The following is a 16,967-nucleotide window of genomic DNA, read 5'->3' on the forward strand; positions in this document are numbered from 1 at the left end:
TAAAAACAGCCAAGAAACCAACATTCATGCGGGTTCAAGGCTGTTTTTTCTTTGATTTTGCTGCAAAAGTCAGGATATAAATTATAACACGCTTTCATTCAGGGTTAAAGTAGTAATCTAAAAAACATAAGAAGGGTGGAGATCAACCACCCTTTAAATTAATTCTTACTCCAATGCATGGTGCTGTTTACTGCACGTTTCCAGCCAGAATACAATTCTTCGCGCTTTTCTTCACCTAAAACAGGTTCAAATGTCTTATCAATTGCCCATTTCTTTGCAATCTCTTCTTTATCCTTCCAGAAACCTGTCGCTAAACCTGCAAGATATGCTGCGCCTAAAGCGGTTGTTTCATTCACTACAGGGCGTTCAACCGGAACGTTTAATATATCAGATTGGAATTGCATAAGGAAATTATTTTTCACTGCCCCTCCATCAACACGTAAAGTGTTTAATGTTATGCCGGAATCCGCTTCCATAGCAGAAAGTACATCTTTTGTTTGATATGCTAGTGATTCTAAAGTGGCACGTACCAAATGTTCACGAGTTGTTCCACGTGTTAAACCAAAGATAGCTCCACGTGCATCCATATCCCAATAAGGAGCTCCTAAACCAGTAAATGCAGGAACAACATACACACCGTCAGTTGAGTCAACTTTTGTTGCGAGTTCTTCTGATTGTGGTGCATTGTCTACTACGCGTAATCCATCACGTAACCACTGAACAGCAGCACCTGCTACGAAGATACTACCTTCTAAAGCATATTCAACTTTTCCATCAACCCCCCATGCAATGGTGGTTAATAGACCATGTTTCGATGGAACAGCTTTTGCACCTGTATTCATTAACATAAAGCAACCAGTTCCATAAGTATTCTTTGCCATTCCTGCTTCAAAACATGCTTGACCAAATAATGCGGCCTGTTGGTCTCCCGCTGCACCGGCAATCGGTACTTCTTCACCAAAGAAATGATATGGAACAGTCATTCCGTAGATCTCAGAAGATGGTCTTACTTCTGGCAACATAGATTTTGGAATATCTAACATCTGTAATAACTCGTCATCCCATTCCAGAGTATGGATATTAAATAGCATGGTTCTTGAAGCGTTTGTATAGTCCGTAACGTGGGCTTTTCCACCCGTTAACTTCCAAATGAGCCATGTATCGATTGTACCAAATAACAATTCACCTTTTTCAGCCTTTTCTCTAGCCCCTTCTACGTGATCCAAAATCCATTTGACTTTGGTACCTGAGAAATATGCATCAATTACTAATCCAGTTTTCTCACGCACCATTTGCTCATAACCTTTTGCTTTTAGATCGTCACAAATATTAGCTGTTTGGCGGCTTTGCCATACAATTGCATTGTAAACAGGAATGCCAGAATTCTTGTCCCATACCACAGTCGTTTCACGTTGGTTGGTAATCCCAATTCCTTCAATTTGACTTGGTTCTACATTATAATTTCCAAATAATTCTCCTAAAACAGCTAAAACGGATCCCCAAATTTCATTGGCGTTATGTTCAACCCAACCAGGTTGTGGATAATATTGGGAAAACTCTTTTTGTGTCATTGCCACAATTTCCCCATTTTTATTAAATAGAATGGCTCTAGAACTGGTAGTTCCTTGGTCAATGGATAAAATGTACTTTTCTATCATCTTGAATTCCTCCTTTTTAAGCGGTTATATTTTTGTTAGTTACAGTAGAATTTTGTAAACTTGCCTGCTTTCTATCTTGCATAACAGCAACGATAATAACTATCAATGTAATAATTATAAAGGCATACAAAGACGAAACAATTTTTCCCATAAATAGTGCTTTATAAGTTAACGCACCAAGTCCTCCTCCAAGAATTGGACCCACGACAGGAATCCAAGAATAAGACCAATCTGAAGAACCCTTTCCTGCTATAGGTAATAGGAAGTGAGCAATTCTTGGACCAAGGTCACGAGCTGGATTAATAGCATAACCAGTTGTTCCCCCTAACGAAAGTCCTATTGCAACAATAAAAAATCCAACTATAAATGGGTTCAGACCCTCTGAAAATTTATTCGCACCAATAACAGATAGTCCAAACAATAATACAAAAGTCCCCATAATTTCACTTATTAAATTCGCTGCATAATTACGTATAGCTGGACCAGTGGAAAAAACAGCCAGTTTAGCAGCTTGATCATCAGTCTCTTTCCAATGTGGTAAATAATGGACCCACACGATAATAGCACCGATAAAAGCCCCTATTAATTGCGCTAATATATAACTAGGTACCTTTTCCCAGGGGAAATCCCCAGTCATAGCCAATCCAATAGTAACAGCAGGATTTAGATGCGCACCACTAATATTACCTGCTGCATATACACCTATTGTAACACCAAATCCCCAGCCAACTGTTATTCCAATCCAATCAGAACCAAATGTCTTTGTCTTTTTAAGTACATAACCAGCAACTACTCCACCACCAAAAATAATAATTAACATCGTTCCAATTAATTCTCCTAAAAATGGTATCATTCCATTTTCCCCCTTTAACATAAAACATTTATTAGATTAGATGTAATCCGTACTCTTAAAATTCTTTAGGTATACCTTTTAGTTCTCCCCCCATACAAACAAAATAAAATGAGACCCATTACGAAATAAACCTTTTATAAAAGGCTTTCATAATGGGTCTCCAAAGTCTCCTCATTAGCTATTAACTTTGTGTCTATATTGTAACACAAAATGAAAGCGATATCAACAAAAATTATTAAGACTTTAAAAATTTTATCTTTTAATTCCATAGATCATTATTTGAAGTCGTGACAGCTGTGGCTCCTGCATTTAAAGCATTCTCAATATCTTGTTGTTTACGAATTAAACCTCCAGCAAGAATGGGAATTCCTGTTACTTCTTTTACCTCCTTGATCATATGCGGTATAAGGCCTGGTAACACTTCAATAAAATCAGGTTGTGTTTTTTCAAATAACTTATAACTTGTTTCCAAAGCTGTAGAATCAAGTAAAAACAAGCGTTGTATAGCTAACAAACCTTTTTTCTTAGTTGTTGTAATCACTTGGGAACGAGTTGAAATTAAGCCAGCTGGCTGAACATCCTGTATGATAAACTGAATTGCATATTCATTGTTTTTAAAACCGTGTATCAAATCTACGTGAGTAAGTAAACTCTTGTTCACTTTTTTGCTATATTCTGAAATGTTTTTTAGCTGCCCAATATGACTGTTAAGCAAGATAAAATATTCAAAATCACTTTTTAAAACTGTTTCAAAATCCTTCATGCTACGAACCGCAGGTATAATTTTTTGCCCATTAAAATTCAATCTCACATTCTCCTAAGATTCTGTTTCTAAACGATTAAATTTTAACTAAATTTTTTGCTTCGGAAGCATCATAAAGAACACTTTCTAACGTACATCCCATTCCTGAAGCTACTGCACCTGCATATGCACCTTCAACGATTGGTGCATCCACTATTTTAATATTGTCAAATCCTTCTAGCCATTCTAAAGCCAATTCGGTATTCATTAAAGCACTGCCTAAATCAACAAAAACAGCGACGCCTTTAGCAGAATATACCGACTCAATTGCCTCTTTAATTTTTTCAGCACTGGTCCCAATTTCATTTTCGTTAGTTCCCCCTGCAACGGCTATAGGAACTTGGGGGGCTACTTGAATTAAAAGTTTTTTTAATCCAGAGACAAGCTCTGAGCTATGGGAAACCAAAACGATTCCTACATAATTCATTATTCGTCCCCACTTTCTAGCATGGTCAAACATAAGCTTTCAAAAAGAAAATGAGAGGAAACTGCCCCTGGATCTAAATGTCCGATTGATCTTGGGCCTAAATAAGCAGCACGTCCTTTATTCGCCTGTAAATGTTTGGTGTTTTCCATGTATTTTTTACTTGTTTCCATAAGCTGCTGCCAATCTAAGGTTTCACCTTGTTCTCTTACAAAACGGGCTATAGGTTCCCAAACATCAAGCATGGTCTTATCACCTACTTGTGCTTTGCCCCTTAATTTTAAACCGTTAACTGCTTCTTCCAAAAGATTAGCAAAGTCGTCCATTGTTAATTCTTCTTTTCCTTTACAAATGCTCGCCGCCTTCATAAAAGCGGTTCCATACAAAGGTCCGGAAGCCCCACCTACTTTAGAAATTAAAACCATCGAAATATCTTGAAATAAACTACCGATCTCTTGATAATTCTTTAAGGTTATTTTCTTCGTAACTTCTTGAAAACCTCGTGACAAATTAATGCCATGATCACCGTCTCCAATTTCCTGATCGAGTTGGGTTAAATATTCCTTTTGTGTTTGAATTTTTTCGCTGGCTCTATTTATCCACCGAATGATTTGCTCTATGTGAATCACGGATAACACTCCTGTCTTTATTTTTTCCAAGCGACCGTATCTGCTCCTGCTTCTAATAATTCAATTAATTGATCATCTAATTTTAATAAGGTGACGGATACTCCAGCCATTTCTAAGGAGGTCATATATTCGCCTACAAATGTATTATGGACATCAATTTGATTTGATTGTAATATTTCGTTGACTTTTTTATTTAAAATATACAACTCCATTAAAGGAGTGGCACCTAACCCGTTGATCATAACGGCAACTTTTTCGCCAACAACTAGCTTCATATCTTCTAAAATTCGTTCTACTAAAGTTTCTGCAATTTTGTTAGCAGTTTCAATAGTTGTTCTTTGTGTTCCTGGTTCTCCATGAATCCCCATGCCAATTTCCATTTCATTCTCACCTATTTCAAAACCAGGCTTTCCAGCTGCAGGAATTGTTGCTGGAGTTAATGCCATTCCCATACTGCGGACATTAGCAATAACTTTAAGAGCCACTTCTTTTACTTCGTCTAAAGATAGACCTTTCTCAGCGGCTGCACCGGTAATTTTGTGAACAAAAACCGTTCCTGCTATTCCGCGGCGACCTGTGGTATACGTACTATTTTCAACTGCAACGTCATCATTGACTACTACTTTTTCTACTCGAATTCCTTCAGCTTCTGCTAATTCTGCAGCCATCTCAAAATTCATAATATCGCCAGTGTAATTTTTGATAATGAGCAGAACGCCTTGACCCGAATTGGCCGCCTTAATCGCTTCTAATACTTGGTCAGGTGTTGGTGAGGTGAAAACCTCTCCAGCTACAGCTCCATCTAGCATTCCTTTCCCCACATATCCCGCATGGGAAGGTTCATGTCCACTTCCCCCACCGCTAACTAAAGCAACTTTACCTTGAACAGGGGAATCGGCCCTAACAATGACTGTAGTATCTGGTATATTTCTTAATTTTTTCGGGTGAGCCATCACCATACCATCGATCATATCTCTTACCACTTGTTCCGGATCATTGATAATCTTTTTCATGAATACATACCTCCCTATTTTTGAGACTTGAGCTTGTTCTACTACTTCATTGTATTGCTATTGCAATTTACATGCCAATTAATAATTTAATCAATTTCATGATTTCCCTTTTTTTTCGGAATCAGATTATAAGAAAAAAATTTAATTTGGGAAAAAGTATCAATCTTATTGATATTTTTTACCAAGATAGTCCTCTATACCATATTTTCTTACTTTACTGGCTACTGTTTTATGTGTTAATCCTAATGCTTTAGCGACACTATTAAAACTGGGATAATATTGAATGGCATATTGAAAAATTTCTCTCTCATATTCTTCCATTGTTTTTACTTTTCCTTCTTTCTTCCATTCATTTGATATAATAGAAGGAGCATCTTCTAAGAGCTGAGAAGAAATAAGATATTTTGGTAGGTCTTTGACGAGTAGATATTCTCCCTCACTTAAACTCATCGTTCGTTCTACAATATTCTGTAGTTCTCTAATATTACCCGGCCAATCATATTGTATGAGTGCTTCCATAAATCCTTTCTCATATCCCTTGATATTTTTTCCCAAGCTTTTATTCAATTGTTTTCGAAAGGAATCGACTAATAAGGGAATATCTGATTTCCGTTGTCTTAATGGAGGAAGATGGATAGGAATCACGTTTAAACGATAAAACAAATCCTCCCGAAATTCCCCTGTCTTCACCATCTTAAAAAGATCGCGATGGGTAGCCGCAATCACTCTAACGTCTAAATGTATGACTTGTTGCCCACCCACTCGTTCAATTTCCTTCTCTTGCAAAACTCTTAAAATTTTGGATTGAAGCTCTAAACTTAAATCTCCAATTTCATCTAATAGAATTGTTCCGGTATGAGCCAATTCAAATTTTCCTCTTCGCAATTGAAAAGCACCTGTAAAAGCTCCCTTTTCGTGGCCGAATAATTCACTTTCGATTAAGTGGGCAGGAATTGCTGCACAATTGACCCGTATAAACGGTTTCCCGTTACGATCACTGGCTTCATGAATCGCCCTAGCCACCAATTCTTTTCCTGTACCACTCTCTCCTGTAATTAGTATAGTAGAATCGGTTTTGGCCACTTTATTTGCAATCGATAAAGTGTCCATCAGTTCATCACTATATCCAATAATTTGAGCAAAAGCACCATTAAATCGTTCGTGCTTCGATAGTTCTTGTTCTAAGTACCTTGTTCGTTCTTCAGCAATTTCAAGCTGTTGAAGCAATGTCTTGATTTCATTTAAGGGGCTTAACGTTAATACGGTTCCACAAAAACAACCATCCACTAATATTGGATGCAATTTAGCAATATATGCGTGATGATTTTCTAAATGAACCACTTCAACAAATGGACGATGGTAATCTACCACTTTTCGCCAAACTTTTTTATTTAAAACTTGAAAGATAGAATGAGTTTTATCTAGCTCTTTTAAAAGAATCTCCATCACTGGATTTGTATATAAAAAATCACCATTTTGATCAGATAATGCTATGGCATCTTCTACAGAATGGAGGACTAAATCAAGTTGTTCTTTTATTTTTTTCACTTCATTTAACTCTTTACTTAATTCTTCAATCGTAGATATGTCATGAAAGAGTGCAACAGCCCCTACTATTTTCCCATCCCAGATAACAGGAGAACGATTCGTTAAGATCACACGATTATTTAATACTTGTTTTTTGGCAATTTCAGCTATTCCTGTTTGCATAACATGATATAAACGGGAATGGGGTATAACATGATCTGCCCGATGGTTTAATAACTGATCGAGGGGAATTTCGAAAAGCTTAACAGCTTCTTCATTGACATAGGTAATGATGTTTTCTTTGTTTACAACCACAATACCATTAGGCAAACTGGATAGTACAGATTCAACAGTGACGGAATTCTCCATTAATAGTTGATCTGTTTTCGAATGATCTTGAGATTCTTCATAGTCAGGTGTCTGGATAAAATCTTTAATTTTCTCAATGATTTCTTGGGAAACTTCTTCTTCAAAGCGTAGAATAATTTTTTCCCCTTTTTGGATTTTATAAGAAATAAGGGCTAAAAGGCTGGTAATTGGGGTTTTTCGTTCACGATGAATTACATAGATTTTCGTCAATATACGAGTATCATGAATTAGTGACTGTAATTTGGCGATTAATGACGCCGCAAAACGAACATGTAAACCATTCGTCTTGTTAACAACCACTTCCACTTCCCTGATTGCTTCCATTCATCATTCCTCTTTTCTATCAAACTTATATAAACAAAGAATACATTTACCAAAAGGTCGCGATTTGAAGGCGCCTGATAAAATTTTAATATAGTGACCTTCACTTATTGACCATCGTTAGTCCTGAATCAACGACTTAACTGTCCAATAAAAAATACTTTGAATTCCTTTTTTCGTTGATCATTCATCCATACATACCCCTTATTAACCGTTTTTCTTTTTTACAAGAAAAAAACCATAAAAAATCGCTAGAATTTCTATTCTAGGTTTTTAATGGTTTTTCCTACTCTCCAACCCAATTTATCAATTTTTACTATTATAACATATTTCCATTTCTTATAAATCCTTTAAAAAAAAAGCCGTAACACTTCTTCCAACTAAGACACTTCTAATCCCCCTAGATTTCTTTCTCCCTTTTATGACTCAAGGCTATTCCCATACTGAACTTCTTTCACACCTTTAATCTGCTTAATATCATCCACTACAAATGGTAAAGAATTTGGTTTTTGCATCCTTAACGTTAAGTCGATGGTCACATAGCTTACTTCATTTTCATCTTTTTCTTCATCATGAATACTTACGCTTTTGACGTTAATCTTTCTTTCTCCTAATTTCATTGCAATTTCTCCAAGTTTTCCGGGTTGATCAACGACACACACTCTGATTTGCGTTAAATGTCTTTTGCGGATAATAAACTGATCAAATTTTGCTAATACGGCTAAACTAACTAAAACAAAAAAAGTTGTGACTACTGCCCCAAAATAAAAGCCAGCTCCAATACCCAAGCCAATAGCTGCAACTACCCAAAGTGATGCTGCCGTAGTTAAACCAGTGACTGTAAAACCATGTCTTAAAATCGTCCCCGCACCTAAGAATCCAATTCCAGCAACCACTTGAGCTGCAATACGGGAGGGATCAAATCTTACATTTTCTTCATGTAAAAAAGGTTCAAAGCCATAAATCGAAATAAGCATGATCAAGGTAGAACCTAAGCTGACCAATATATGTGTACGGAAACCAGCAGGATGATTATGCTGTTCTCTTTCAAAACCAATTACCCCACCTAACAGTACTGCTAAGGATAATCTTAGAAGAATATGAAGATAATCAATAGACCAGACTTCTGTCATCCTATCACCTCAAACCCTTCATTTTATCAGGAAAATTAGTAAAACATCCATCAAGACAATAACTAGTCAATTTCTTAAATAAAGATAAACTATCTACAGTGTATGGATATATTTTATAATCATACTCATGAAATGCTTGAATATACTTCTTATCTACAAAAGAGACGTGAGGATGGACACTATAAACTTTAAACGGTAGATGACGTACGTAATTTACAGGGTCAATTATCCTTGTAGAGAAAAGAACACCCAATTTTATTTGTGGATTTAATTTTGCAACTTTTGCTAAAGTATAATGATCAAATGAAGAAATAAGTACACGATCAAGCATCTTATATTTGCTGATAAGATCAAGCATTTTCTTTTCAATTCCTTGATAAAAGAAAGGGATATTTTTTATTTCAATATTGACTACTAAATTTGTTTTTGAAGCAAATGCTAGAAATTCATCTAAAGTAGGTATTCTCTCTCCTCTAAATTCATTTGAAAACCAAGATCCTGCATCTAATTTTTGCAATTCCTTCAACGTATAATCTTTTAAATATCCCGTTCCATTTGTTGTGCGGTTCACTTTTTCATCGTGACAAATGATAACTTCCCCATCTTTTGTCAATTGAATATCTAATTCAATACCATCACTATTCATTTTTTCAGCAAGTCGAAATGCAGCCATTGTATTTTCAGGTGCATATCCTGAAGCACCACGATGGGCAAAAATCATTTTCATTTCCCTCCAATCTTTAATCTTTACGGCCACTATATTTTTTCTTCCCATAATTCATAATTTGAAGTCGTAACGGCTGTAGCACCAGCATTAAGTGCATTTTCTATATCATCCTTTGTACGAATCAGGCCACCTGCTAGAACAGGAATTCTAGTTGTTTCTTTTACTTCTTTAATCATATGTGGAATAAGGCCTGGTAATACTTCAATAAAATCAGGTTGGGTTTTCTCAAACAACTTATAACTTGTTTCTAATGCCGTTGAATCCAGTAAGAATAGACGTTGTATAGCAAGTAACCCCTTCTTTTTGGCAGTGGTTATCACTTGTGAACGAGTTGAGATTAGGCCAAATGGTTGAATGTTTTGAATCACAAATTGTGTAGCATATTCATCATTTTTTAATCCATGAATTAAATCTATGTGCAATAGCAATTTCTTATTTGCTTTTTTGCTATATTCAGAAATACTTTTTAGCTGCCCAATATGACTGTTAAGTAAAATAAAGTACTCTATATCACTCTTCAGTATTTTTTCAAAATCCTTCATATTACGTATTGCTGGTAAAATTCTTTGACCGTTAAAATCCAAAACAGGTCACTCCCTCTAAAAATAATCAGGACAGTTCTCTTATAATATATAATATAGTATATAGTAAAAAAAATGGCCGCAAGCCCTAATGGCCAACGGCACTCCAAATAATCTCTCAACCAAAACATGTTTGGTGAATTAATCATACCATTCTATAGCGATAATGTGAATACGTTTCCCACAAAAAAATTAATTAAATTATTATTTTGTGAAAAAAGTGTGATATGTTACAATAATCATATTGCTTTTTAATGGAGGAATGAATATGGATTTTTCTATAACTGATCAAGCTTTAAAGCAAATTGAAGCATTACAATTACCTTCCAATATTGGGGTACGTATTAAAGCAGAGTTGGCTGCTGGCTGAGGTTTCACGCTTGAGGTAGAATTGGTTCTGGATGAACCAAAAGAAAGTGATCAAACAGTTCTTATCAATAACCAGATGTTTATATTTGACTCTTTTACTGCAAAAACATTCGATGAACCTCTAAAGTTAGATTATTCTGAGCTTCAGGGTTACAAATTATCTACTCCTTCTGAAATTCTAGCCTACGGGATACACCTAAGCAGTAGTGTTTAATAACACTGACAGCTAGATACTATAAGCTAACATAATTTAGGAACTTGGTTTATACCAAGTTCCCTTGAATATAACCTAAACAGTTTCCACGCTATATTTCAATTCTGTCTCTAGCTCACTCCTATACTGTTTTTTTTCTCGCTCTGTCCATTTTAAATATTCTGCCATGAACTGTATGACCGATTCTTTCCAGTTTATGACCCACTCCCGATTGAAAAGAATTGCCCCTGTTCTTCTTAGGAAAAAATCTAACGGAGACACAACCATCTCTTGTTCAATCCCATATACTAATGCCCCGTATACAGACTTAGGCAAATCAATTTTAGAGTCGCTGATCTGACCAAAATAACGATAGATTTCATTCACATTAGAACCATACCTTTTTACAAGGTTAGTGGCCTCTTCCTTAGACAAACCTAAAGTCATTCCTTCTGCAACTTTTCTTTGGATAAAATCGATAAATCCTTTTGAACCACCAACGTCTCCTCCAGATAATGTTTTATTCTTTGTACTTGATGGAGGGAATCGTATTTGCTCTTCTTTCTGTAACTTCTCTGCAACCAAATCCACAATCCGTTCGGCCATTTTACGATAACCGGTTAATTTACCACCAGCAATGGAAATTAAGCCTGTGTCAGATACAAAAATCTCATCTTTTCTTGATACTTCAGAAGGTGATTTTCCTTCCTCATGAATGAGTGGTCTTAGTCCTGCCCAACTAGATTCGACATCACGATCCGTTAGTTTTAAATCAGGAAACATGTTATTTGCTGCTGCTAAAAGATAAGACCGATCTTCTTCTGTCATTCTTGGGTTTTGAATATCTCCTTGGTAAACCGTATCTGTTGTTCCTAAATAAGTTTTTCCTTCCCTTGGAATGACAAAAACCATTCGCCCATCTGGAACGTCAAAATAAATCGCATGATGTAGAGGAAATTTTTTTTGATCAAAGACAAGATGAACTCCTTTGGTCAATAATAAATGTTTGCCTTGTTTAGATCCATCCATTTCCCTTACATGATCAACCCAGGGGCCAGTGGCATTGACAATTTTTTTAGCAAAAATTTCATACACCTGTTTAGAAATCAGGTCTTTTACTTGTGCACCAATCAGTTTATGGTCGCGATAGATCAATTCTTCTACTTTAGCATAATTACTAACTAATGCTCCATGTTTCTGTGCTTCTTTCATCGTTTCTATCGTTAACCTGGCATCATCTGTCCGATATTCAACATAGACCCCACTACCTTTAAGTCCATTTTTCTTCAATAGAGGTTCTTTTTTTAAGGTTTCCTCTACATTAAGCATTGTTCTTCTTTCATCTTTTTTCACATTAGCAAGAAAATCATAGACCTTTAATCCAATTGAAGTGGAAAATTTGCCAAAGGTTCCTCCTTGATAAATGGGAAGGATCATCCACTCAGGAGTGGTCACATGAGGAGCATTTTCATAAACAATTGCTCTTTCTTTTCCCACTTCTGCTACAACGCCTACTTCAAATTGTTTTAAATATCTTAACCCTCCGTGTACGAGCTTTGTTGAACGACTAGAGGTTCCAGCCGCGAAGTCTTGCATTTCGACTAATCCAACCTTCATACCTCTTAATGCAGCATCTAATGCAATTCCTGCACCTGTAATCCCACCACCAATAATCAAAAGATCTAGTGGTTCTTTACTCATTTGCTTTAAGAATTTGCTTCGATTAATACTAGAAAAGCCCATTTCAATTCACCCTTTCTTTTAAGAGTACCCACAAAAGTGACGAATTTCTTTGAAGCATTCCATAAATTTTTGCAAAGCCCAACAAATACAGAAAAAAGAGACCGCAACAAACCCTACTAGAATACCTAATAAGGATGTTACGGTCTCTCCTATTCTCCGACCTGTATTTTAATTGTCATCATCATCATTATATATCAAAAAGAAATACAGCTCAAGAAAAATGATCTTCTTCCAAGAATAGAGACTCAATTTCTTACCCAGCTTTCCCTAAAAATAAACTAACGATTAAAATCACAAAAACGATCGTTGTGATCACAACAAAAAGAAAATCCTTTTCTTGAATAAAGGCAATAATCGAAATGGCTACTCTAAATATGGGGGTAAGAATTAACAAAAGTAAACCTGTTAATATCACTGCATAGGGTTTTAGTTCAAGAAATCCCTTCAAAATTTCAATGGTATGAGTGGGATAAGATTGATTGGGATACCCTGTGTTCCCACTAATGACAAATAATAATAAGCCGATAAAAACGGTGATGGCGCTAATGAAGACCCCTATTCTTAGCAGCTTGCTTATTGTAACTTCCATTTTGCGGATATTTTCATCCTGCTTTTGCTCTTCTCTACTTAATGTTTGACTCATGAAATAACCCCCCAACCTTTAAGAAGCATTTCAATGGCAACATAAACTAAGACAGGAATAAAAATTTTTCTTATTGTTACACTTCTCAAATTCTGCATCAATTTTGTGCCAAATACTGCACCGATTAAAACCCCTACAGCTACAGGACCTGCAATTTTGGGATCTATATCTCCCCTCATCAAGTAAACCCCTGCACTTGCTGCTGCTGTCACACCGATCATAAAATTACTTGTTGCACTTGAGACTTTCATAGGAAGTTTCATAAACATATCCATCGCCATCACTTTAAAACTTCCACTACCAATTCCTAATAGGCCAGAAATAACGCCTGCAACATACATCATTCCAAATCCACCATATACGCCAGTTACCTTATACCTTACTTGTTGCTCTAATGCCTTATCATAATATTCTCCATGTAGCCCCAATTTATTAGCAATTGGGTGTGGGACACCCCCAACCGGCAATTCCTGATTCCTTTTTTGTAGCATGGTGATGGCTGAGAATAATAACAATAAGCCAAATAAAATATAAAGAATATGAGGCCTAATCAAGCCAGCAATGAATGCTCCTGTTAAAGCTCCTGTTGTAGTAGCTAATTCTAAAAACATTCCAACACGAATATTGGTTAATTTATCTCTGACATAGACGACAGCTGCCCCACTTGATGTAGCGATCACAGAAACAATACTAGCACCGATTGCATAATGAATAGGGATTTTAAACAATAAAGTAAGTGCTGGAATCACGATGATCCCACCACCTAGTCCTAAAAGAGAACCGAAGACTCCAGCAACAATGGAGACCATAAAAATCAATAATACAGATATAACCAAGGCTGTCATCTCCTCAATTGATACCCAGTTGTTCATTTGTCTCATATTCATATCTTAGTATTACTATGTTTACCCTGCGATTCGCTTGTCTATGCTCTTGTGTGTCATTTTTATAAACAGGTTGGTATTCACCATAACCAACGATCCTTAACCTTTCAGGCTTAATTTGGTGTTTTTCTATCAGGTAATGTAATACAGATGAAGATCTAGCTGCAGATAAGTCAAAATTAGATTTATAAGTCGATCCCGGTCTAATGGGAAGATTATCGGTATGACCTTCAATACTTAATGGATTTTGAATTTCTTTAAACATCGCTGCCAAACTGTCTAAAATTCCCCTAGCTTCAGGTTTTATCTCTGCTTTTCCCAAATCAAAGAAAATCTTTTCTTTTAATGAAATTTGTATACCGCGTGGGAGTTCAATCATTTCAATACTATCTTCTAAATGATTGGCTTTAATATATTGTTCTACTTTTTTTCGTAGGTCTTTTAATCCTTTTTCGAGTTGCTTTTGATGCTCATCCTCTAAATTTTTAATAATGTTTTCCTTTAATTTATTTTGTTGCCCATCACCGGTTCCAGTAATTCCATTCTTTCCAGTCCCTTCTACAAAGGAACTATAATAAAATGCATCAGAAAGGGAAGCAGCAATTTGGTCGAATTTTTGAACTTCTAATTTACTCATTGAATACATCACAACAAAAAAGATCATTAACAAGGTGATTAAATCAGCATATGTAATTAGCCAGCGTTCGTGATTTTCAGGGGCTTCTCCTTTTTTCTTACGACGATTACTCATTGTTGTCACCTATTGGATTCTCTTCATTATCTATACGTTCTGCAGGTGGTAAGAATGCTAATAATTTTTTCTTGAGCATCTGCGGATTTTCACCTGCCTGAATCGATAAAATCCCCTCTACTTCAATTTCTTTAATTAAGACCTCCATCTGACTTCTTGCTTTTAATTTTGCAGCAATAGGAAGATAAATGACATTGGCACTACCAACACCATACAAGGTTGCAATAAAGGCTACAGCAATAGAGGGGCCTAATTCATCTGGATTCGATAGGTTCCCTAACACATGGACAAGCCCCATAACCGTTCCGATGATTCCCATCGTAGGCGCAAATCCACCTGCAGATTCAAAGATTTTAATTCCTTTTTCATGTCTAGCTTCTATATTTGAAATTTCAATTTCAAGGATTTCTCTAATCAGTTGAGGGTCAACTCCATCAACGACCATCATTAATCCTTCACTTAAAAAAGGATTACCTTTTAAATCTTCATAACGCTGTTCTAAAGCAAGAATCCCTTCACGTCTAGCGAGTGAAGAAAAATCCACCAATTGTCTGATTGACTCATGAACATGAAGCTTTCTTTCAGTGAATGCTATATTTAACAATTTTGGAACAGTCTTTAATTGTGACATCGGAAAACTCACAATAACTGCTCCAAACGTTCCGCCAAAAACAATCATAAACGCTGTTATTTGTAGAAGAGAAGTAAAATGTCCTCCTTCTAATATGAAACCACCAATAAGTCCTGCAAATCCTAAAATAAGTCCAATAATTGTCGATAAGTCCATCTAGTCACATCCTCTAAAACAACATAAATTTACTTCAGATTCTCTTATTCGACATTATTTTCATTATTCCTTCCTCATTTTCCTACAAAAGTAACGGTTGCCGTGAAGTTAATACCTTGGTCCCATATTAAGAAGTCTTACATTCTTTATTAAGAAGGAAAACTAATCCTAAAGACTTAGTTTTTGATAAAAGAAAAAAACCCTAACAAATGTTAGGGAGAGGATGACTGATTAAATTGAAGTTTAAAGACCAACAGCAGCACGTTGTTCTGTAATGATTCCTTTTACAATAGCTACATCAAATTTTTCCTTTTCCATTAAAAAGCTTTGATTACTGTCTAAATAACAACATGCGTAAAATAGACGATCGATATCTCTAAGTTCAAAGGGTTTTCCAGATTTCATCTGATAGATTTTATCATTTACCTTCATCATATCAAACACCCCAATCTTCTTGTTAACTGTATTATAACAATATACTATATAACAGTCAACGCCTATTTAAATTTTGTATTATAACAAAATCTAAACATCTATTTATTTAAGTAAAAAAAGGTTTGTATATTCCTTCGCGCTCCGTCATCCGTGCCCTTCTATGAATAAAGATTACGGAGAGAAGGGCACTTCTGAAGGTCGCAGCTTATGGAATATACAAACCCTTAAATGACAAATGGAAGAAAGGGATGAGATTAATGTGAGTCTTATTATTTTGTAAAAATATGATCCCCTATTTTTAAAATTTGCGGCCTTGACCATATCCAAGCAGATGTTGCAGTGTCTGGGTTAAAGTAATATAACGCACCTTTTGATGGATCCCAACCTCTAATTGCATCAAGTGCTGCCAATTTAACTGTCTCATTAGGAGTGAGCCAAAATTGACCATCAGCTACAGCAGTAAAGGCACGATCTTGGAAGATCACGGATTTAAGATCATTTGGGAATTTCTTTGAATGAACGCGATTTAAAGCTACAGCAGCAACAGCTACTTGACCTTCATAGGGTTCACCTCTAGCTTCACTATATACCAATCGAGCCAATAGATTAAATTCATCTTGTGACAAACTATATTTCTTCAGCGTTTTCCAAGTGATTGGACCTACAATTCCATCAATCATCAGTCCATAATTGCTTTGAAACTTTTTAACCACATTTAATGTTTGATATCCATAGATTCCATCTATATCTATTGAATAATTTAATTGCTTTAACCGATATTGCAAATCCCAAACATCCCCATTACTACTTCCATACGTTAAAAGTGTAGGTGCCTGGGCATTGGCCTCATCATTTATTGGAATGATTGAAAAGACTAATGATAAAATAAAGATAGATATCATCATTTTCTGTAATTTTTTCAACATGGTTACAAATTCTCCTTTCTTACTTAAGCTTTAGGGCCATTTTTTCTGGTCTTTAGGCACTAAGTAATAGGGAAGACTCGTCGATTAGTTTACATAATATCTAACGCTTATTCAATATGAGTTTATTGGTAACGTTGAGAATTTCTACTTTAACTTCCCTCCGAAAGAAGTCTCCCACTTCTAAACGTGAAGGTGTGCA

17 protein-coding genes are annotated in these 16,967 nt (G+C 35.8%); all 17 read right to left on the reverse strand.

Translation table 11 applies throughout. The features are described 5' to 3' along the window. Positions 1-158: 158 nt before the first annotated feature. The 17 genes from glpK to sleB all read right to left on the reverse strand — a co-directional run bounded on the left by glpK (position 159) and on the right by sleB (position 16,768). On the reverse strand, positions 159-1,655 hold the full coding sequence (gene glpK / locus U473_RS08495; protein ID WP_068727572.1) for a glycerol kinase GlpK: 1,497 nt from the start codon (positions 1,653-1,655) through the stop codon (positions 159-161). Between the two features lie 19 nt (positions 1,656-1,674). Then, positions 1,675-2,511: an MIP/aquaporin family protein gene (locus tag U473_RS08500; RefSeq protein ID WP_068725322.1), complete on the reverse strand. Its 837-nt coding sequence runs from the start codon at positions 2,509-2,511 to the stop codon at positions 1,675-1,677. 259 nt (positions 2,512-2,770) lie between these two features. Continuing rightward, positions 2,771-3,316 (reverse strand): glycerol-3-phosphate responsive antiterminator, encoded by a 546-nt coding sequence (locus U473_RS08505; RefSeq protein ID WP_068725324.1) that lies wholly within the window; start codon positions 3,314-3,316, stop codon positions 2,771-2,773. A 34-nt stretch (positions 3,317-3,350) separates the two neighbouring features. Then, positions 3,351-3,740 carry a dihydroxyacetone kinase phosphoryl donor subunit DhaM gene (gene dhaM, locus U473_RS08510; RefSeq protein ID WP_068725326.1) on the reverse strand — a complete coding sequence of 130 codons (390 nt, stop codon included), beginning with the start codon at positions 3,738-3,740 and terminating at the stop codon, positions 3,351-3,353. After that, entirely contained in the window at positions 3,740-4,366 is a 627-nt protein-coding gene (gene dhaL / locus U473_RS08515) for a dihydroxyacetone kinase subunit DhaL (RefSeq protein WP_068727573.1), read from the reverse strand. The genes dhaM and dhaL overlap by 1 nt, the downstream gene beginning before the upstream one ends. 17 nt (positions 4,367-4,383) lie before the next feature. After that, complete coding sequence (dhaK, locus tag U473_RS08520) at positions 4,384-5,379, reverse strand: dihydroxyacetone kinase subunit DhaK (protein WP_068725328.1); 996 nt, start codon at positions 5,377-5,379, stop codon at positions 4,384-4,386. 165 nt (positions 5,380-5,544) lie between these two features. Continuing rightward, the gene (locus U473_RS08525; RefSeq protein ID WP_068725331.1) at positions 5,545-7,599 is read right to left on the reverse strand and encodes a sigma 54-interacting transcriptional regulator; all 2,055 of its coding nucleotides are present in this window, start codon (positions 7,597-7,599) and stop codon (positions 5,545-5,547) included. Positions 7,600-8,015: 416 nt separating this feature from the next. Beyond that, positions 8,016-8,729: an MgtC/SapB family protein gene (locus U473_RS08530; protein WP_068725333.1), complete on the reverse strand. Its 714-nt coding sequence runs from the start codon at positions 8,727-8,729 to the stop codon at positions 8,016-8,018. 4 nt (positions 8,730-8,733) lie between these two features. After that, complete coding sequence (locus tag U473_RS08535; RefSeq protein WP_235589086.1) at positions 8,734-9,486, reverse strand: glycerophosphodiester phosphodiesterase; 753 nt, start codon at positions 9,484-9,486, stop codon at positions 8,734-8,736. Beyond that, complete coding sequence (locus U473_RS08540) at positions 9,486-10,040, reverse strand: glycerol-3-phosphate responsive antiterminator (protein ID WP_068725336.1); 555 nt, start codon at positions 10,038-10,040, stop codon at positions 9,486-9,488. The genes U473_RS08535 and U473_RS08540 overlap by 1 nt, the downstream gene beginning before the upstream one ends. A 655-nt stretch (positions 10,041-10,695) precedes the next feature. Continuing rightward, on the reverse strand, positions 10,696-12,342 hold the full coding sequence (locus U473_RS08550) for a glycerol-3-phosphate dehydrogenase/oxidase (RefSeq protein ID WP_068725340.1): 1,647 nt from the start codon (positions 12,340-12,342) through the stop codon (positions 10,696-10,698). Between the two features lie 253 nt (positions 12,343-12,595). Beyond that, positions 12,596-12,985, reverse strand: coding sequence for a DUF1634 domain-containing protein (locus U473_RS08555; protein ID WP_068725342.1), 390 nt, complete (start codon positions 12,983-12,985; stop codon positions 12,596-12,598). Beyond that, positions 12,982-13,830, reverse strand: coding sequence for a sulfite exporter TauE/SafE family protein (locus U473_RS08560; protein WP_201024217.1), 849 nt, complete (start codon positions 13,828-13,830; stop codon positions 12,982-12,984). Before U473_RS08560 ends, U473_RS08555 begins: the two co-directional genes overlap by 4 nt. Before the next feature lie 4 nt (positions 13,831-13,834). Further along, the gene (locus U473_RS08565; RefSeq protein ID WP_068725346.1) at positions 13,835-14,620 is read right to left on the reverse strand and encodes an OmpA/MotB family protein; all 786 of its coding nucleotides are present in this window, start codon (positions 14,618-14,620) and stop codon (positions 13,835-13,837) included. Next, positions 14,613-15,407, reverse strand: coding sequence for a flagellar motor protein (locus U473_RS08570; RefSeq protein ID WP_068725348.1), 795 nt, complete (start codon positions 15,405-15,407; stop codon positions 14,613-14,615). The genes U473_RS08565 and U473_RS08570 overlap by 8 nt, the downstream gene beginning before the upstream one ends. A 243-nt stretch (positions 15,408-15,650) precedes the next feature. Further along, positions 15,651-15,842, reverse strand: a complete 192-nt coding sequence (locus tag U473_RS08575) for a hypothetical protein (RefSeq protein WP_068725350.1) — start codon at positions 15,840-15,842, stop codon at positions 15,651-15,653. A 269-nt stretch (positions 15,843-16,111) separates the two neighbouring features. Beyond that, positions 16,112-16,768: a spore cortex-lytic enzyme gene (gene sleB / locus U473_RS08580; protein ID WP_068725353.1), complete on the reverse strand. Its 657-nt coding sequence runs from the start codon at positions 16,766-16,768 to the stop codon at positions 16,112-16,114. Between the last annotated feature and the right edge of the window lie 199 nt (positions 16,769-16,967).

Origin of the sequence: Tepidibacillus decaturensis (assembly GCF_001561915.1) — a bacterium.
In the GTDB taxonomy this organism is placed as follows: Bacteria; Bacillota; Bacilli; order Tepidibacillales; family Tepidibacillaceae; genus Tepidibacillus_B; species Tepidibacillus_B infernus.

Excerpts from the sequence above, each read along its gene's own strand:
- sleB (WP_068725353.1), bottom strand. The coding sequence starts at position 16,768 with ATGTTGAAAAAATTACAGAAAATGATGATATCTATCTTTATTTTATCA.
- U473_RS08550 (WP_068725340.1), bottom strand. The coding sequence starts at position 12,342 with ATGGGCTTTTCTAGTATTAATCGAAGCAAATTCTTAAAGCAAATGAGT.
- U473_RS08500 (WP_068725322.1), bottom strand. The coding sequence starts at position 2,511 with ATGATACCATTTTTAGGAGAATTAATTGGAACGATGTTAATTATTATT.
- U473_RS08530 (WP_068725333.1), bottom strand. The coding sequence starts at position 8,729 with ATGACAGAAGTCTGGTCTATTGATTATCTTCATATTCTTCTAAGATTA.
- U473_RS08570 (WP_068725348.1), bottom strand. The coding sequence starts at position 15,407 with ATGGACTTATCGACAATTATTGGACTTATTTTAGGATTTGCAGGACTT.
- U473_RS08575 (WP_068725350.1), bottom strand. The coding sequence starts at position 15,842 with ATGATGAAGGTAAATGATAAAATCTATCAGATGAAATCTGGAAAACCC.
- dhaM (WP_068725326.1), bottom strand. The coding sequence starts at position 3,740 with ATGAATTATGTAGGAATCGTTTTGGTTTCCCATAGCTCAGAGCTTGTC.
- U473_RS08555 (WP_068725342.1), bottom strand. The coding sequence starts at position 12,985 with ATGAGTCAAACATTAAGTAGAGAAGAGCAAAAGCAGGATGAAAATATC.
- U473_RS08565 (WP_068725346.1), bottom strand. The coding sequence starts at position 14,620 with ATGAGTAATCGTCGTAAGAAAAAAGGAGAAGCCCCTGAAAATCACGAA.
- U473_RS08560 (WP_201024217.1), bottom strand. The coding sequence starts at position 13,830 with ATGACAGCCTTGGTTATATCTGTATTATTGATTTTTATGGTCTCCATT.
- dhaK (WP_068725328.1), bottom strand. The coding sequence starts at position 5,379 with ATGAAAAAGATTATCAATGATCCGGAACAAGTGGTAAGAGATATGATC.
- U473_RS08525 (WP_068725331.1), bottom strand. The coding sequence starts at position 7,599 with ATGGAAGCAATCAGGGAAGTGGAAGTGGTTGTTAACAAGACGAATGGT.